Source organism: Paenibacillus sp. GCM10027626, from assembly GCF_042676285.1.
Taxonomy (GTDB): domain Bacteria; phylum Bacillota; class Bacilli; order Paenibacillales; family Paenibacillaceae; genus Paenibacillus_Z.
Map to the genome: position 1 here is coordinate 1 of NZ_JBHTHC010000018.1, position 17066 is coordinate 17066.

The 17066-nt window shown below is 47.8% G+C and carries 17 protein-coding genes; 10 read left to right on the forward strand and 7 right to left on the reverse strand.

Annotation, left to right across the window (positions count from 1 at the left end):
* Window positions 1-238: 238 nt before the first annotated feature.
* From ACFQ0N_RS27415 to ACFQ0N_RS27425, 3 genes are all read left to right on the forward strand, one after another.
* Window positions 239-1090 carry a hypothetical protein gene (locus ACFQ0N_RS27415; RefSeq protein WP_379332397.1) on the forward strand — a complete coding sequence of 284 codons (852 nt, stop codon included), beginning with the start codon at window positions 239-241 and terminating at the stop codon, window positions 1088-1090.
* Between the two features lie 84 nt (window positions 1091-1174).
* Window positions 1175-2077 carry an AraC family transcriptional regulator gene (locus ACFQ0N_RS27420; protein ID WP_379332399.1) on the forward strand — a complete coding sequence of 301 codons (903 nt, stop codon included), beginning with the start codon at window positions 1175-1177 and terminating at the stop codon, window positions 2075-2077.
* 75 nt (window positions 2078-2152) lie between these two features.
* Window positions 2153-2617, forward strand: coding sequence for a GNAT family N-acetyltransferase (locus tag ACFQ0N_RS27425; RefSeq protein WP_379332401.1), 465 nt, complete (start codon window positions 2153-2155; stop codon window positions 2615-2617).
* A 255-nt stretch (window positions 2618-2872) separates the two neighbouring features.
* On the opposite strand, the gene ACFQ0N_RS27430 is transcribed toward ACFQ0N_RS27425, so the two are convergent.
* From ACFQ0N_RS27430 to ACFQ0N_RS27445, 4 genes are all read right to left on the reverse strand, one after another.
* On the reverse strand, window positions 2873-3184 hold the full coding sequence (locus ACFQ0N_RS27430; RefSeq protein WP_379332403.1) for a TetR-like C-terminal domain-containing protein: 312 nt from the start codon (window positions 3182-3184) through the stop codon (window positions 2873-2875).
* Between the two features lie 265 nt (window positions 3185-3449).
* Window positions 3450-3899 carry a DUF1569 domain-containing protein gene (locus ACFQ0N_RS27435; protein WP_379332405.1) on the reverse strand — a complete coding sequence of 150 codons (450 nt, stop codon included), beginning with the start codon at window positions 3897-3899 and terminating at the stop codon, window positions 3450-3452.
* A 116-nt stretch (window positions 3900-4015) separates the two neighbouring features.
* Entirely contained in the window at window positions 4016-4381 is a 366-nt protein-coding gene (locus ACFQ0N_RS27440; RefSeq protein ID WP_379332407.1) for a VOC family protein, read from the reverse strand.
* Window positions 4382-4433: 52 nt separating this feature from the next.
* On the reverse strand, window positions 4434-5006 hold the full coding sequence (locus ACFQ0N_RS27445; RefSeq protein WP_379332409.1) for a MarR family winged helix-turn-helix transcriptional regulator: 573 nt from the start codon (window positions 5004-5006) through the stop codon (window positions 4434-4436).
* 270 nt (window positions 5007-5276) lie between these two features.
* Here ACFQ0N_RS27445 and ACFQ0N_RS27450 point away from each other — a divergent pair, with 270 nt between their 5' ends.
* Genes ACFQ0N_RS27450 through ACFQ0N_RS27460 form a run of 3 tightly spaced genes read left to right on the forward strand, consistent with a single transcriptional unit; the run spans window position 5277 to window position 7208 of the window.
* Complete coding sequence (locus tag ACFQ0N_RS27450) at window positions 5277-5675, forward strand: VOC family protein (RefSeq protein ID WP_379332411.1); 399 nt, start codon at window positions 5277-5279, stop codon at window positions 5673-5675.
* Between the two features lie 43 nt (window positions 5676-5718).
* Complete coding sequence (locus ACFQ0N_RS27455) at window positions 5719-6420, forward strand: 2'-5' RNA ligase family protein (RefSeq protein ID WP_379332413.1); 702 nt, start codon at window positions 5719-5721, stop codon at window positions 6418-6420.
* Entirely contained in the window at window positions 6417-7208 is a 792-nt protein-coding gene (locus tag ACFQ0N_RS27460) for a class I SAM-dependent methyltransferase (RefSeq protein ID WP_379332415.1), read from the forward strand. Before ACFQ0N_RS27455 ends, ACFQ0N_RS27460 begins: the two co-directional genes overlap by 4 nt.
* 47 nt (window positions 7209-7255) lie before the next feature.
* Here ACFQ0N_RS27460 and ACFQ0N_RS27465 read toward each other — a convergent pair whose 3' ends face one another.
* Together ACFQ0N_RS27465 and ACFQ0N_RS27470 are read right to left on the reverse strand one after the other, a co-directional pair.
* Window positions 7256-8083: an alpha/beta fold hydrolase gene (locus tag ACFQ0N_RS27465; protein WP_379332418.1), complete on the reverse strand. Its 828-nt coding sequence runs from the start codon at window positions 8081-8083 to the stop codon at window positions 7256-7258.
* Window positions 8080-9063, reverse strand: a complete 984-nt coding sequence (locus ACFQ0N_RS27470; protein WP_379332420.1) for a MerR family transcriptional regulator — start codon at window positions 9061-9063, stop codon at window positions 8080-8082. The genes ACFQ0N_RS27465 and ACFQ0N_RS27470 overlap by 4 nt, the downstream gene beginning before the upstream one ends.
* 285 nt (window positions 9064-9348) lie before the next feature.
* Here ACFQ0N_RS27470 and ACFQ0N_RS27475 point away from each other — a divergent pair, with 285 nt between their 5' ends.
* From ACFQ0N_RS27475 to ACFQ0N_RS27490, 4 genes are all read left to right on the forward strand, one after another.
* Window positions 9349-9984: an RNA polymerase sigma factor gene (locus ACFQ0N_RS27475; RefSeq protein WP_379332422.1), complete on the forward strand. Its 636-nt coding sequence runs from the start codon at window positions 9349-9351 to the stop codon at window positions 9982-9984.
* Window positions 9932-11641 (forward strand): DUF4179 domain-containing protein, encoded by a 1710-nt coding sequence (locus ACFQ0N_RS27480; protein ID WP_379332424.1) that lies wholly within the window; start codon window positions 9932-9934, stop codon window positions 11639-11641. The genes ACFQ0N_RS27475 and ACFQ0N_RS27480 overlap by 53 nt, the downstream gene beginning before the upstream one ends.
* 281 nt (window positions 11642-11922) lie before the next feature.
* Entirely contained in the window at window positions 11923-13293 is a 1371-nt protein-coding gene (locus ACFQ0N_RS27485) for an extracellular solute-binding protein (protein ID WP_379332426.1), read from the forward strand.
* Window positions 13294-13472: 179 nt separating this feature from the next.
* The gene (locus ACFQ0N_RS27490) at window positions 13473-14846 is read left to right on the forward strand and encodes an ABC transporter substrate-binding protein (protein ID WP_379332428.1); all 1374 of its coding nucleotides are present in this window, start codon (window positions 13473-13475) and stop codon (window positions 14844-14846) included.
* A gap of 654 nt (window positions 14847-15500) precedes the next feature.
* Here the strand turns inward: ACFQ0N_RS27490 and ACFQ0N_RS27495 are convergent.
* Window positions 15501-16787, reverse strand: a complete 1287-nt coding sequence (locus ACFQ0N_RS27495; protein WP_379332430.1) for a histidine--tRNA ligase — start codon at window positions 16785-16787, stop codon at window positions 15501-15503.
* Window positions 16788-17066: the final 279 nt, after the last annotated feature.

Here is a 17066-nt window from a genome sequence, read left to right on the forward strand (position 1 = left end):
ATATCCTTTTCAATGGATTTATGGACAGGTCTACCTCTCCAATCTATTGTAAAGGATTTTTTCATGTCAAAATTCGGATATGACAGAAAGTTATGAAGATTCAGAGAACATTAATGCAACGCTAGTGAGTTAAGATATAAAAAGGATCTGCGATACTGAAGTAATTCTGGTCCATCATTTTCCAAATCGTGATATGATTGCTTTATACAGTGATAATATACACTTTTGGAGGTGGCATATGAACTTTGAGAAAGCGGCAAATTTCATCTGGAAAAATGGAAGACTTTTGGAAAGAATAGTATTTGAATACTTCTTTTTTGAGGGTTCCAAAAGTAGTGTACTGGATGCAATTAAGGCATATCAGAATGAAGATGGCGGATTTGGGCACGCACTGGAACCGGATTTACGAGCACCGGAGAGTCAACCGCTCTATGTGGAATTTGGCCTTAGAACGCTATACGATGCGAAGATACAAGATTCAGATTTAGCGTATAAAGTTTGCGATTACGTTTCACGGATTGCAGATCTTGAGAAAGGGATTGCAACTATAACTGCTTCTTCAAGCAGCTATCCTCGGGCTGGACATTGGAATAATCCAGTATCTGAACAACCATCATTTAGCAGGCTGACTAGTTTAGTTGGTCTTTTGAAATGGCAAGATATTAAGCATCCTTGGTTGGATAAAGCTGTAGATATTTGCTTGAATAATATTTCTTCGGCGAGGTATGAGGACTCCCATACAATACTTAATGCATTTTGTCTCCTTGAAAGCTTACCCCAAACTGATGAAATTAAGATGATTTACACAAAACTATCCGATGAACTTTTTCAAGCGCAATTTTTCAGTTTAGAGGCTCCACCTCAGACATATGGTCTCACTCCGCTAGATTTTTCCCCCACCTCAGATTCATACTGCAGAAGGATTTTCTCAGATAAGACCATTCAGGATCATTTAAAGGTGCTTGAGTCACAGCAAGAGGAGGATGGCGGCTGGCAAATTCAATGGGAGCCACCAGGCGAGATGGCGAGATTAGAATGGAGAGCCTATAAAACACTAAAAAGTCTTATTACATTGAAATCGTATAATTAAAGAAAGAGACAACTTACTTGTGCACAAATAGTTGCGATACAACACTGCAGCTGCTCTAAACTTGGATTGAGAGGAGGGAAACAGATGGATTGGCTTGCGAGGATGAATCGGGCGATGGATTACATTGAAACGAATTTATTCGGCGAGATTGAATTGACTGAAGTTGCTCGTAAAGCTTGCTGTTCGTCATATCAGTTCCAAAGAATGTTTTCATTCATTACGAATGTGACGCTCGCAGAATATATACGGCGCAGGCGACTTACTCTTGCGGCAATTGAATTGCAAAATAGCGATGCGAAAGTTATTGATATTGCTCTTAAGTACGGCTATGAATCGCCGGTTTCTTTCGCGAGAGCATTTCAATTACTACATGGTGTCAATCCGGCAATGGCCCGTCAAGAAGGAATCGCGCTCAAAGCCTATCCTCGGCTCTCCTTCCTTATCTCAATTAAAGGGGCAGAGGCGATGAATTATCGTATTGAAACAAAGGAGAATTTTCAAGTATTTGGAGTCGAGGGAGTGTTTCAAACAAATGGAGGCGGTGAAACGCCAAATACGCCGGCAGAATTTTGGCAGCAATGCCATGCAAATGGCGAGGTTGAGAGACTAGCCGCTAATGCTGGTGACTTGCCTTCATTTATTAGCCAAGATTTATATAAAGTACATGCGGTTTGCAGCTACAAAAAAACTGGAGATGATACTTTTCCGTACATGTTGTGTGCATTTAAGAGTGAATCCAGTAAAACAAACGGATATACTGCCATAATGATACCTGCTCACACCTGGGCCATTTTCCCCTCAGACCCATTCACATGGGATAAGTTTGATGAAACCATCGAGATGTTATACAGGAGATTTTTTTCAGAATGGCTGCCAACTGCGGGATATGAGCAGGTCGATGGAATGGAATTCGAAATTTATGGCGGTCAAGACGGGCTTAACTACGTTGAATTATGGTTTGCTGTAAGAAAAATTACTGATCTGTAGGTTCATGATCTCCGTGATATAATAAATTGCAGATTGAAGCTTCTCGGACCTTTTATTCTTACGGAGGTTGGTGCGATGGTGATAAAAGAATTAGACAGTATTCCCAAAGCAGGGATTACAAGCTTTCGAGGGTCAATTATAATATCCAGAGGACAAGTACATTCATTGGATAAGCTGCCAGGGTATGTTGTCATAACTGATAGCGAGATAAAAGGACTGATAACTTATAACATATGTAATAACGAGTGCGAAATTGTATCCCTGGATAGCAAGGTGGAGGGGCAAGGTATAGGATCCAAACTTGTTAATTTAGTTATTGAAAAAGCGAAAGAAAGAAAATGCCGAAGATTATGGTTGATTACGTCTAACGATAATATAAGGGCTATTCGCTTTTATCAAAAAAAGGGTTTTGACATAAAAGCCGTTCATCAGAATGCCATCACTGAAGCAAGAAAAATGAAGCCATCAATTCCATTGATCGGATTCGATGGGATACCTGTTCGCCATGAAATTGAATTTGAATTATTGTTAGATCATTAAACCATATATATTGCGGTTAACGTAACACGATAATTGAATCAAAATGGAAGAATTTTTGTAGTTTTTGTAGCGGCGCGGCGGAGAAGATATGGGCCAACGGTCTGCTCGATGACGTGTTCCGCCACGGCAGCAGCTTCTCTAGTTCACGCGTGCGCGGCGGCGTCATGACCTGCCAGCATCGAATGATGCGCTCAATCTAAGCTGTTATCTCTCCCATTAACCAACGACGATATTTGACTGGCCATATAGTTAGGACTATATGGCGTTTTTTTTGCTTAGCCACCAAGTAATGATCCCAAGCGTTGAAGACGCTATGACCTCATAAAGGACATGAAACGGCCTCCCCTGTAGTTTTCTTTCCTCCCCCCACTGGGTGATGATATCCAGAAGCATGGTGAAAACCCGCTCATAAAAGGCCTTATTTTCAAACATGACATGATACAATCCCGCATTTTGATAGATATGTTCAAGGAAGGCAGTCAAAGCAGGATGTGAAGAGGAGGGTGAATTTCTGATCGCGTCCACCGTTATGGTGTGGTACATCTCATCAAGAACTTCGTCGATCAACTGCTCCAGTAAGTCTTCTATGTTGTCGTAATGTAAATAGAAGGTTGCCCGGTTCAGCTCTGCACGATCGGAAATCGTTTGTACGGTGAGCCATCAATAAAGATGGCTCTCCTGTTGACAACATTTAACTATCGTAATCCGTTAGCACAACGAAGTGGTGCTACTACGCTTAACTCCCGTTCGGAATCGCCAACCTGGCAGCCTTCTTTGGAGCTTATTGAGCACTTGTACCCGTTGAACATTTATTAATCATTGCGAAAAAATACTAAACACCAAATTGTCTTAAATGATGGTCTAGATGTTTATAAATTCCTATACCCCATTGCTCAGGGGTGAATTTCCCAAAAAAAGGATGTGGATGGGATGAACATTTTTCCGGACCGTTACTTTGGAAAGTTAAAATCTTTTGTTTCAGTTTTTCTTTTTCTGTCTCAAAATCTTTGTCATCTAAAATAAGTATGGTCGGAATTGTTGACATATTGTGTGGTGCCGGTTTGTCATTATAAAAAATAGGTTTCACAAACCTTCCTATTAACCTTCCTAGCCAATCTCTAGGGGGAAAGGAATTGCCCATTGCGATATCTTGAAACGATGAGCAGTGAGCCAATATTTGAGCAACATTCATTTTTCCCCATTGTGGTTTTGAATTTGGACTTAAATTCTCGATACGATTCAGTATTTCCGCTGTATGCAATTGGTTGTATATATTTTCCATTAGCACAACACTCCATTAAAATTACCTTTTTCACTCGTGAATTTAACTTGGAAAATCCCTGCATCAAGTTCCAATTTGGAACGGGAACCAGGAAAAAATATCTCGTTTGCGGAAGTTCACAAATGCTGTAGTCCGATGCGATTTCCTTCAGAATCTAGAAACATCCCCAAATAACCGGCAGTCTCACCAGTATACGTTTTCTCCATGATCACCTTTCCACCTGCCTCGTTAACTCGTGACAGTATTGTTGCTAGATCAGGGCTTCCGTCCAAATATACAGTGACGCCATCTACTGCTGGCTTGTGATCCGGACCCTGAACCAGAGCCCCCCCATTAAACTGCTCCTGAACAGGGAAAAACGCATAATTACAATCCCCCATCGCCATTTTTGGCATTTCAATCTTAAAAATCTGCTCGTAAAACGTTTTGGCTCGTTCCATGTTACCTACGGGAATTTCGACCCAAATAAATAAACGCTGCATGATGCTTCATCTCCTATTGATTTATACTTACGCCCCTTTTAACCACCAACAATCACTTATTCTCACTATCATTTTTTTCTCCAGTATTAATGCTTTTCCAATTCCCATTACTAAAGAAGTTTACCTCCTTCTCAAGAATTCGCCCGACATTCTCAAGAGCATCTGCCATCTTATCCAATTGCTCTGGGTCAAGTTTGGTAATTAGATGCTGGTTCCATACAGCTAATTGTTCGTAGATAGCACCCAGTACTTCTGCACCTCTCGGAGTAAGTTCAACCAGCTTTGTGCGTCGATCGGTCTGGTGGTCCTTATAGATAGCCAGGCCTTCATTTACTAATACGTCTGCAACACGTTGCACGCTCTGACGTGCATGTCCCATATCACGAGCGATCTTTGCCACTGTTTGAGGTTTGGATCCAAGACGACCAAGAACCTGCCACCTGGCACTGCTTTGATTAATTGAACGCGTGATTATGTCCCCGGAACGCATTAGTAACCCATTAATGTGGAATATACTCAATGAAAATCTGCTCAAGGGATACTCTGGTTTGTCTATTGTATTCATGATTGCATCATAACAATATGACAGCATGCTGTCAATATAATGTCCAATATTTTCCATCATCCTTTCACTATCCTGCCAGTCAGCTTTATTCCAAACCTGGCTCTATGAAAATAACACGATGGCTCTATTTTATTAACAAGGTGCAGTAATGCCGCGGCATCTGCTCCACTTTTTTTTCAACTAAAGGGCATAGACCTCTTCGGAAGTTTCCCTCACTTCTCGAAAAAGGGGTCTTGGTACGAGATCACGAATATGATATCAGTTTGAAAATTTTTTTTGCATTAGCTTTCATTATAAATGGCGAAGAACAATTTGAAGGAGGAATACTTTGTGGCAGTCAACATCAAGAACTTCGCGGTCATCCAGTTGCCTGTTTGTGATCTGGAAGCTTCCGTAAGGTGGTACAAGGAGATGCTTGGCATTCCGTTCACGTTCGAATATACCCCTGGCGACCAAGAGGCTTGGCTCAACGTCGGGGGTGTCGGTTTAGGGCTTATTAGCTGCCCGGAGGTGCCGAAGTTAGACTTTACGAACAGCCGGGGTCAGCTTCAGCCGATTATCTCACTTCAGGTGGACAACATTCACGAATCATACGAGGAGTTAAAGAAGAAGGGGGCGGAAGTTGGCGAAATGGTGTACAAACCCCAAGGCGGCTACAGCTTTACCTTCCGTGACCCGGATGGACATATGGGCAACTTGTGGGGCGGTTGGCCAAAGGAAGAAGACTAAATCTTGCACGCACGTCAAAGAAGGGGGATCTCGTCGTCCGAAGATGACAGGTGATACCCCTTCTAGCCGTTGTGTGAAAGGTTTGTTCAACTTGTACAAAGCGGCTTACCCAGATCCCGCAGCACTGTCTCCAGAATCAGCCTGGTGTCCTTTTGAAAGCGAGATGATGATTATGTACGCTATTGAGTTGTTTTTTGATCATCCATTCGAACAGTATGTGAGAGAGATTTGGAAAGGTTTGAATGAGGAAAACATCAGTTCAAATATGTATGAAATCGTAGAATTAAGACCTCATATTACATTAGCTGTCTATAATGATATTTCAGATTTGGAGACCTATAAAGAACGTTTTTATTCATTTTTTGGTTCTGTATCGAGCATCGAAATAAAGTTTGATGTATTAGCCGTCTTTCCGACTACTGGAACATTATTTTTTGGGCCGACAGTGACAGAGGATTTAATTAGCATGCACAAACAGTATCATAAGGAATTTAGTGATCTGCTTGAATATGAAGACCGCTATTATATTCCCGGGAACTGGGATCCCCATTGTACGTTAGCAATCAAATTGTCAGCAGAACAAGCAGTCGAAGCTATGAAATATTGTTATAAGGATTTTAGACCTCAGAGAGGCAAAATTGTTGAAGCAGGGGTAGTAAAGCTTGGGTATGATTCGAACAATCGTTTGAGTAGTCCTACGGTTTATTCCGTATCCATCGTTGGTGAAAGGGGAATGGCAAATTGAGCGAATGGAAAGAGTTGACGAACGAATCGCAAACTAGATGGGATGGAATTGCGGAGTTTTGGGATGAATATATGGGTGAACACAGCAACCGCTTCCATCGGGAAATTGTCAGACCAAAAACTGAAGAGTTATTAGCGGTGGTTGAGGGTCAGACTATACTCGACATTGCCTGTGGCAATGGAAATTTCTCGCGAAGATTAGCTGATTTAGGCGCAAAGGTGGTTGCTTTTGATTACAGTCCCAAAATGATTGAAAGAGCAAAGTTAAGGTCAAAAGATTATTTAAATCGCATTGACTATCAAGTGGTGGATGCTACAAACTATGATTCGTTAATTGAACTTGGAACTGAAAAATATGATAGAGCGGTAGCCAATATGGCTTTAATGGATATTGCCGATATCACTTGTTTAACGAGAGCATTGCAGCAATTATTAAAACAAAATGGAGTTTTTGTCTTTTCTATACCGCACCCCTGTTTTCAAGCGCCTAACACAAGGAAGATACATGAAACGGAAGATATTAATGGGCAGATTGTAACGAGAAATAGTGTGCAAATCTCAAAATATTTAGCTCCGGAGCCATTTGAGACGATAGGAATAAAAGGTCAGCCTGTCCCGCATATCATATTCCACAGACCTTTATCGTACTATGTGAACTTGTTTTTAAGTTCGAATTTTGTGCTGGATGGATGGGAAGAACCCAGCTTTCAAAAAGATGAAAATAGCAACAACCGATTCGACTGGTATGAACTCCCCCCTGCGGTAATATTCCGTTTTAGAAAGTTGTAAATATATCCGCAGGAGTTACGGAATTTCCCATGATTAACCCAGCCGCTTTAGCTCTTATCAACTGCAATAAATCGGTCAATCGAATCCGCTAATCGACTGGGGCATTGCTCCATCAGTACATGACCGCAATTCTCGTAAACCTCGGTGCAAAGGTTGGGGAGGGACTGCCGATATTGTTCAAAAACGCGTTTCGGGATCATCTTATCATTTGTCCCGTAGATCAATTGGGTCCGGGTCATCAAATGGTTTATCCGGTTTGAAATAACGCCGGTATCATCGTCCGCCAATGTTCTTTCGATAATATACGGCAAGTTCGGGTGGCCGTACGGTTTCGTCCAGTTCGCCATAAATTCGGGTGTGATCTGTTGGGCGGGGATGCCGATGATTCTTGCCAGTACCTTCGGTTTCATTTGACTGCGCATCGCTTGGCGGAATATTCTGTTCATCCAGCCTTTTCGAGCGGCCCATTGAAGAAGGGGAGAGACGCCCTTCCTGAAGCCATCGGGCGCAATCAATGTTAAGCTCCGGATTAGTTCGGGTGATGCCAAAGCGACATGTGCGGCGATTTCTCCGCCCATAGAATGTCCAACGAGATGTATGGGCCCGCAATCCAGTGATTTCACCAATGAAATGATCCGCAGCGACTGCGCGTGCTTGGAATATAGGGCATCCTTTGGTTTATCACTGAAGCCTGCACCGAGCAGGTCAGGACAATATACGCGATATTTGGCGGCCAGAGCGGCAGCGACATTTCTCCAGCAATAATGATAAGCTGCGGTGCCATGAAGCAGAACGATAGGAATAGCGTTGGTTTCGCCATAGACGGAAATGTGCAAGTTGCCTTCCGGAACAGGTATGTTTAAGGATGCACTCATAAGGAAACACCTCTGGCTGTAAAATAGTCCGGATGGTCCACTAACCATTCCGCCGTGTGTTTGATCATGTTCTGCAAATGGACGTACGGGGTTAGCGACGGGTTGAGCGTTAGAACAAGCTCCCACCATTTCTGCAAGCGAGCGGATGACATCGCTTCGGCATTTTGCAGGAAAGCCTTTAGTTGTTTGTCTGGCTTTAGCGGCGAGCTCTGATTTTGAAATAACGAGACGTATTCGAGAACCGCCGCTTGCATATCTGGATCCTTTTCATTTTTTTCGCCCTCTATGAAAGCAAGAATTTTATCCGTAATTTGCTTATACTGCCTTCCCCATCGTGATGCCTCAATTTGCTGATTCTGAACCGCTTGCCAAAGCGGATTTAATTTTTTCCTGATCTCATGCCCAAAGGAAGGATCGTTCAGCATCGCCTTGATTTCCGCCCAAGCTGCGAGCTGCGCCGCGGTCAAATTCTCTTCTTTGGGTACAAAGCCGATATATGCGGCAAGAAACTGTTCCCGCCAATCCTCCGGAAGATGCTGATCCACAATCACATCCTGCATTTTGGAGGCGATGAAGTTTTCCCGCTGTTTTTGGCTTTTGTTCAACATTTCCGCAATATCGTGGAGATAGCTCAGCTGCGTCCCCTGATCTCCCTGTTGACTTGCCTGAATGAGGATGAGCTGGATCTGCTGAAGATGCTCCAGCTGTTGTTGAACCGCCTCAATCTGCCATTGGATCGAAGTCGATACAGGAAGCTCGTGATGCAGCATTCCCTTAATGTCCTGGATTTTGAAGCCCAGGTAACGAAGGAACAAGATCAATTCAAGCTGCCAGATATCCTCGTGGTTGTAGTAACGATAGCCATTGGGGCTAATATGAGAAGCAGGCAGGAGATTGATTTCGTCATAGTACCGAATGGTTTTGATCGTCGCCCCTGTTATTTTCGCTACTTCGCCGATCGTGTAGTAAGTTTTCATCATGTAGCTTGCCCTCCTCTGCCTCATTATAAAGTCTCCCGTGACAGGAGAGTCAAGCAGCCGCGTCGAACAATTAAAACGATGACATGCCGCGGCGGTTGTTAGCAAGAGGGAGTTTCCGGAGGCGGTTAAAACACCCATGGATCAAATTTGCAACAAGCCGCTCGTGAGAGCGGCTTCGTTTTTTTGGCAAAGGAAATTGCAAAATTTACATCGAACCTTTTGCCCCGCTCAGTTGTCTATGTACATGTAGTCGAAGTAGAGCGTGGGAAAGGTGGAGGACCTGTTTTGACGGACAGGGAATTTTTCGAGCGGTATAACAAAGATGTATACAGGACCTGCTACTACATGCTGCGCGATGCGTCGGATGCGGAAGACATATGCCAGGAGGTGTTCATGAAGGCGTTAACTTCGGGCTGGAGGCAAGTCGAGCATCTGAAAACATGGCTGATGCGCATCGCCGTCAACCACTGTTTGAACCATCTGCGCCGCCAAAAGACAAAGCGGGTAAAGGAGAAGCTGTTGCAGCTGTTCCAACGTGAACAAACGGAGCCGTCGCTGCTCGCCGCGGTGGAGCGGCGGGAGACGGAGGACGAATGGGCTGACCGTATGGCGAGGCTACCGGATAAAGTCAGGGTGGTCATGACGCTCCGCTTCACGAACGATCTGGCGCTCAAGGAAATCGCGGACATTTTGGATATCCCGGTCGGTACGGTGAAATCGCGAATGAATCGGGGGGTGAAGCTGATGAAGGTCATGTTGGAGGCGCCTGGCCCCGGTCAGCTGGAACAGTACGGGATCGGCGGCGACGGCAGGACGGAGGAGCGCATCGCGCATAAGCCGGCGAGAGGCAGGAAGGAAGGTGTGGAGAGTGGACAAGAAGACACGCGCGGAGAGCGCCCTTGCCCGGCGGATGGGCGATGAGGAAAGCTGCGACTATCCTGATTTTGAGGCGATGTGGGCCAGAATCGAGGCGGCGAAACATCAGCCCGAAGCGGAGTTTGACAGAGGTCGGCAGGCCCGGGCGGTACGGCCGCGCGGACGCCGGCTAGCGCTGTTTGCGACGGCGGCGTTTGTGATGCTGGCCACACCTGTGCTCGCTTCCATGGCGGGACAGTGGGATTTTTCGTTCCGGCCGGGAGTGGAGTCGGCGCTGAATCATGGATTTGGGCAGACCATCGGCCAGTCGATCAGGAACGGCGGGGTGACGTTTACGATCGATTCGGCGATGGCGGATGACAACGGAACGACGTTGTTATACAGCTTCGATCCGGGGGATAAGGAGCCGCGGGAATGGCGATTTTCCGGGGTAGAATTGCGCAAGGCGGACGGGGAGGCTGTCATGAAGATCGACGATCTTCAGACGATCGGGATGAAGTTGAGCGAAGGCTACTATTCGCATGCCTGGGATAAGGAGAATAATCGATACAACGGCTTTCTGGAAACCAACTGGACCTTCGACGGCAAGGAAACCGAACTGCAATTGATCGTACGGGGACTGCAACAGTATGACGGCCATCAGGCGACGCTTGCACTTGACCTGTCCGAGACCGGCGTGCAGACGTTTCCGATCCGGGCGGGTGGCATTGAAACGGCGAATATTCAGATTTTGCGGGAAGAAGGCGGGCAGGCGGTGCTCAAGTCCTTTTTTACGTATACCGACGAACGGACGGCGAATAACGACCCTCCCAAAATTCAAGTGAAAAAGGACGGCAAGCTCATCAAGCGATCCGGTATTCGAGTCGATCGTCTGCGTGAGCAATGGACAGGAAAGGAGATTTACCAATGGGACGATATCCGTCAGCCAGGCGTCACGTTCGAACTCGCCTACATGACGCCCGGACGGAAGGTCGACGGGGAGTGGACGTTCGGGACGTTGCGATTGAACAAGGAGAAAGCGTTGCAAGCGTCGGCGACCCGGGAACTGGACTTGCCGTTCCGAACGACGGACGGAGACGCCGCCGTCCGCAAGCTGTTCATCCGTCCGACCGGGATTCGGCTTGAGATTGAGCATCGGCGGGAATTTGGGTGGCTGCCGTATAAACGCGTCTATTTGTCGGTCGCCGGCCGGCAGCTGGAAGGCGAATGGAGAGCAATCGATCCGGGCAATCAGCCTTCTTCTCCTTATAGGCAGACCTATCTGTTCGAAGCTCCGCCCGACCTGCTCCTGACGCCGGATATGCCGATGGAACTGCTGCTGCAGGACGAAAGAGAAGAGAAATGGTTTTACGAACAGCCGGTGCGCTTGCCCGATATTTCGGATGAAAAGCGGACGCTCACGACCGATGTCGGGGGCTACACCGTCAACTGGACGTATTACAAACGGAACGGAAAGCTCTATATCGAAAGCGAGAGCCCTGACGATCGGTTCGGCGGGATCAATCAGACGTTCTACTACCAGGGCGAGCAGCGTATCCCGGGGCAAACGATATACGACTATATAGAAGCCCCCGGCGCTGCCCATGACGGCAACAAGCGGGTGGAATGCTACCCTGGCTTCGAAGGCGCGGATGCGGAGCTATATATCTACATGTATTATGTCAACCATCCTGAACGGAAGTTGACGGTGAAGCTGCAATAGCGACACAGGAGTCTGGTGAAAAATCGCGAGACGGGCGGAAGAACGGTCCACACGCATAGCGCCCGCTTATTCACCGGATTTCCAGACCAGCCTGATCATTTCGGGTTGGTCTCTTTTTTTGAGAAAGCGAACCATTTGCCGTCCTGCGGTGTTCATAATATAGAAGCTCGCGTCCAAGGGATCCCGTCGGCAACGACATGCGGGGCGGCTTCGAAAACGATGATTCGTCAAACGTAAACGACGGAGAGGGGAATTATGAAGATAAAAGGAGAACGAGAACGATGATGCGATCATCCGCCATTGTCAAATTAAGTTTGCTTCTGCTTGGCGTTGCGGTCGTGTTGAGCGGTTGCTTCGGGGCCAAGCCCGTTTTGGAAGAGATGGGCGAAGAAGACAAGGGCATCTTGAAAGTACTTTATTACGACGAGGACAGTTTTTACCTGGAGTACGGGAATGCGTTCAACGCCAAATTTCCCAACATTGAGCTCAACGTTGTAAGTACGAAGGAACTCATGCAAAAAAGGGCGAACGACGAAAGCTTCGATTACCGAAGCGAGCTGACGAAATGGATCGAACTCCACAAGCCCGACGTGCTGCTGCTTGGCCGGAATGACTATGAAGCGTATGCGCAGGAAGGCAAGCTGTATAATCTGGAGTCGATCATCAAGCAGGAGCGGTTCGATGTGGAGGGCTACATGCCCGGCTTGATCGACGGACTGCGGGCGAGCGGGGGAGGCTCGCTTTACGGGCTGACGCCGTATTTTTTCACCAGGGTCTTGTATTATAATGCCGACCTCTTCACCGGCAACGGCATCGAGCCGCCCCACAACGGGATGGCTTGGGAAGAGCTTCTCAGGCTGGCTGCGCGCTTCGCGAAGGCGGGGACGAAAGACGCGCCTGTGTATGGATTAGACGCAAGCGACGGCGATGCGGCGGCGCTGCTGGACAGTATCGCCCGGACGATGAAGTTGCAACTGTTCGATGAGCAAGGGCAGCAGGTGCTGCTGCAATCCGAAGGCTGGAAAGAGGCGTTCCGTCTGACGGCTGACGCTGTCCGCAGCGGGGCGGTGAAGGTTCTCGGGCCAGGCGAGGGCGTCAGCTACTTCCCGTCAGACGATCGATTTGTGAATGGGCAGGCGGCCATGGTCATTGCGGGTCCTAGCCTGGCTTACAACATTAACGATACCTCGTATAGCAAAAAAGCCAAAAAGTTCGAATGGGGAATGGTTTCGGTCCCTGTCGACCGTGCGGATCCCGGAAAAACGCCGTTTGCATCTTACAGGGAAACCTTCGCCATATCGGCGCAAGCCGCGAACAATCGGGTGGCCTGGGAATTCATCAAGTATGCCGCGGGACCGGATAGGGCGAGAGCGGATGCGCAAGGTATGATCTACCAGTTGCCGACCCGCATCGGGATCGTCAAGGACATCAACGGGAAAAGCGCGGAACCGTTGTACGCGCTGACGCCTATGGAGGAGAACGGCGAGCGTGCGGGAAAGAACGTTCCCAAATCTTTTGAGGTAGCTTATACGCCGCTCTTGAACGAAGCGCTGCAAGCTGTGATTGGGGAGACGAAGACGGTGGATGAGGCGCTCGCCAATCTGCAGCAACAGGCGCAAGCGACGCTTCAGGCCGCCCGCAATGGCAAATAGGCGCAGGGACGCGGCAACGAACGCCGTCGGTGCGAAGCGGCGGATCCATACACAACATGCAGGCGGACGGACGAAGCTCCGATGCGTCGTTCGTATTACGTTTGCAGATTAATGAAGCTTGCGGGAGGCGCTTCTTCTGTCTGGGGTGCCGCCGCAAGTCAAGGGAGAATCGGAAAGAGATGAAGCTCACAGGGAGATGGAAAATGACCGGGCTGCTGCTTGGCGCTGCAATCCTGTTGAACGGTTGCTTCGCAGACAAGCCCGAACAGTCGAAATTGGGCGAGGATGCCCCTGGAAGTTTGAAGGTCTGGTACCCGGACGTGGAGCCTTTTCAGCTTAAGTATGGGCAAATGTTTGCCGCCAAGTTCCCCGATATCGAGATCGAGGTGTTGCGAGCGCGTCAATGGCTCGAAGAAGCGCGGCAGCAGGGAGACGAGGGGGCGATAGAGCGGCTCGTCGAGCAACACAAACCGGATGTGCTGCTGTTGGACGAGGATGAATATGAACGGCTTGCTCAGGCCGGCAAACTGTACAATCTGGAGGCAATCGCGACGCAAGGCCAATTCGATATGAACAGTTATATGCCGGGCGTCATCGACATGCTGCGGGAAAAAGGAGGCGGTTCGCTCCACGGACTGGCTCCGTTCATCCGGACGCGTGTGCTGTATTACAATGCCGATCTGTTTCAAAAGTATGGCATCGCTCCGCCCTCCAACAAGATGCAGTGGGGCGAACTGTTCGCGCTATCGGCGCGCTTTGCCAATGCAGGAACCAAGGACGCTCCTGTCTACGGCTTGATGGGCAATGAGGCGTATGATGTGCTGTCTGAGGTTGGGTCCACTTTGGGGCTGCAATTGTTCGATTCGCAAGGCGAGAACATCATGCTGCAAACGGATGGATGGAAACAAGCTTTCAAGATGACGGCCGATGCGGTCCGGAACCAGGCAATCTCGGTTCGTTCCCCCAAGGAAGCCGGGGAAGGGACGGAAGGCGCCCGCTATTTTCTTGCTCAAAACAAGTTTTTGGGCGGCGAAGCGGCCATGCTGCTCAGCGATCATTCCTTTGCCGCTCAGCTTCGCAACCGGCCCAATATATTCAACTGGGGGATGGTGACGATTCCGGTCGATCCGGCGCGGCCGGATGAGTCGGCTTTTATCAGCGTGCCTAAAATTGTAGCGGTTGCTGCCGACTCGCCCCGCAAACAGGCTGCTTGGGAATTGATCCGCTTTATGAACGGCCCCGCAGTGGCCAAAGCCAGATCGCGCACGGTCGGGAGCGAACTGCCGGCCATACCCGGTTATTTCACAGGCGGCAATCAAGCCGATACCGAAGTGTTCTATATGCTGAAGCCGGCGGCTCAATATAACGAACGCGTGAAGAAGCGGATTCCGGATCGTTTTTTCACGGCGTATTCAGCGCTGGCGAACGAAGCGTTGCAAGCGGTGGCCGACAACGTAAAAACAGCGGACGAGGCGTTGGCCGAGCTGCAGCAGAAGGCGCAAGCGGAGCTGAAGGCGGCCCGCAGCAAGACGGCGGCGCAGCCGGAAGGTTGAGTTTGGATCCGATGGGTGTGACGAACCCCAGTGCGCTTATTCACGGAAAAATGGCGTTTTGAAAAACGTAACGAACCCCGGAAGGCTGTCGATTAAGTATGGACATCTGTAAGCGCAGGCGAAGCGGGCATGAGCGGACCGTAGATCCGTTATCTGTGAACGAATGTGCCCAAACGAGAGGTTCGCGGACAATAGATCCGTTATACGTCTAAAATCGCTGCTAAACACCAGCAAAATCGGCAAATAACGGATCCTGTGTCCGCATGGCCCAAAGTTGCCCGCTTCTGCGGCAAAAATTCGTTGTCCATAGAAAATCGACAGCCTCCCCGGAAGCGCTATGGCCTGTAAAACAGGAACAATCCGTGCGTTTTTAGCTGAATAGCGTCGCTGGGGTTCGTTAGATTTCTAAGCTGTGCGCGAATGGACGGAATAAGGCGACCAAGGCGGATCTAAGCGGACTTAAGCGGACCGTCGATCCGTTATCTGTGAACAAATATGCCAAAACGGTATGTCTGTGGACCGTGGTTCCGTTATTGGCCTCAAATCGCCGCGAAAATCAGGCAAAATCCACAGATAACGGATTCTCTGTCCGCGAAAGCTTCCAATCACCTGTTTTCCGAGCAAATAACGGATCGTAGGTCCGCATACCTCTATTCAATGAGCGGCTTTTTCAGATATGATGCCGATTGCTTCCTGAATGGTCAACTCCACTTCTGTCGTCTCGATCATATCTTTCAAACGCACTTTCCCAACACTTTTTTCATCTTCCCCTATTAGTATGACATACCGGATTCCTTTAGATGAAGCTGTGGCAAGTGATTTTTTCAATTTCCGTTTACTTGTGTCGATACTTGTACGAATACCGCTAGCCCGTAGCATTGCTGCTGTATTAAGCACTTCTGTAACAGTTTGGCCAATAGGGATGACAACAACTAAAGCGCCTGGTGTTTGCACTGGGCGATTCTCAAGCATCTCCATGATGGATTCCATGCCAAAAGAGATTCCTACTGTTGGATATTGCATATCATCTCTGCCGACTAGCTGTCCAATTATGGCGTCATAACGACCGCCGCCACCCAAGCTTGAAGTGAAAGCGTTAGAAGCATCAAAGATCTCATAGACCGTTCCAGTGTAAAACGATAGTCCGCGAGACAGAAAGGGATCAAACTTACATATCTGCGCTAATCCTAATTTCTGAATGATATCCTGAAGGCACTGGACTTCCAGCGCACCGGGGTTTTCTTGGATTCCATATTTTCTAGCTACATTTTCAAACGTTGGGTTATCTAACTCAATTAGATTCGCTATGGCATTGATTACTTGAGCATCCAGCCCTTTACTAACGAGCTCCTTGATGACCCCGTCTTTTCCGATTTTTTCAATTTTGTCGAGTGTCAGCATGACGGATAACTTTTCATCAGAAGGTACGCCAATGGCTGCAAGCACTTCACCTAAAAAACGCCTGTTGTTCCACCTAACAACAATCGGAATTTCCAGCCTGTTGAAAACCTCAACCGCTAGCTGCATTAACTCAGCCTCAGCTTCAGGACCCGAAATGCCAACAACATCGACATCACACTGTAAAAACTCACGCAGGCGACCTCGTTTAACAGGTCCATCCCGAAAAACCTTCCCGATTTCATACCTCTTGTAAGGAAATTCAATACCTGGATTTAGGGCGATCACCTTTGCAAAAGGAATTGTGAGGTCATACCGAAGGCCAAGCTTTCGCATCCCTTGATCCGTTAATTGGTACATTTCCTTCAATATTTCATCGCCGCCGGCATACTTCGATGTCAAAAGATCGAGTTCATTCAATATAGTGGAATCCATTCGATCAAAATCATACAGCTCAAATACTTCTTGAAGTGTGGATTGAACTTTTTGTCTGAGAGCTTGTTTCTTTCCGAAGAAATCATAGGTCCCTTTTACATTTTGCACAAAGATCATTCCCTTCTTTTGATAAAATAAAAAACGCGCCGGACCTCTTGGTCCTGCGCGTTCGATATGCCGCAGGGAGGCCAACGCGAAAAGCGTTAGCCCACCCTGAATTAGACAGGTGTGCTAACGCTGGTTGTGATGATGAAGTTGATTTAGCATGATTCTATTCATGGTTTTGATCCCCTTCAACAGTTGAATATACCGATTATAACGGATTGCTTCAGCTCATTCAAGAATGTTTTATTATGGGATTTGTACCGACTAATAATGGAGAGTAAG

Excerpts from the sequence above, each read along its gene's own strand:
- ACFQ0N_RS27415 (WP_379332397.1), top strand. The coding sequence starts at position 239 with ATGAACTTTGAGAAAGCGGCAAATTTCATCTGGAAAAATGGAAGACTT.
- ACFQ0N_RS27435 (WP_379332405.1), bottom strand. The coding sequence starts at position 3,899 with ATGGAAAATATATACAACCAATTGCATACAGCGGAAATACTGAATCGT.
- ACFQ0N_RS27420 (WP_379332399.1), top strand. The coding sequence starts at position 1,175 with ATGGATTGGCTTGCGAGGATGAATCGGGCGATGGATTACATTGAAACG.
- ACFQ0N_RS27465 (WP_379332418.1), bottom strand. The coding sequence starts at position 8,083 with ATGAGTGCATCCTTAAACATACCTGTTCCGGAAGGCAACTTGCACATT.
- ACFQ0N_RS27445 (WP_379332409.1), bottom strand. The coding sequence starts at position 5,006 with ATGATGGAAAATATTGGACATTATATTGACAGCATGCTGTCATATTGT.
- ACFQ0N_RS27470 (WP_379332420.1), bottom strand. The coding sequence starts at position 9,063 with ATGATGAAAACTTACTACACGATCGGCGAAGTAGCGAAAATAACAGGG.
- ACFQ0N_RS27455 (WP_379332413.1), top strand. The coding sequence starts at position 5,719 with ATGACAGGTGATACCCCTTCTAGCCGTTGTGTGAAAGGTTTGTTCAAC.
- ACFQ0N_RS27440 (WP_379332407.1), bottom strand. The coding sequence starts at position 4,381 with ATGCAGCGTTTATTTATTTGGGTCGAAATTCCCGTAGGTAACATGGAA.
- ACFQ0N_RS27425 (WP_379332401.1), top strand. The coding sequence starts at position 2,153 with ATGGTGATAAAAGAATTAGACAGTATTCCCAAAGCAGGGATTACAAGC.
- ACFQ0N_RS27485 (WP_379332426.1), top strand. The coding sequence starts at position 11,923 with ATGATGCGATCATCCGCCATTGTCAAATTAAGTTTGCTTCTGCTTGGC.
- ACFQ0N_RS27490 (WP_379332428.1), top strand. The coding sequence starts at position 13,473 with ATGAAGCTCACAGGGAGATGGAAAATGACCGGGCTGCTGCTTGGCGCT.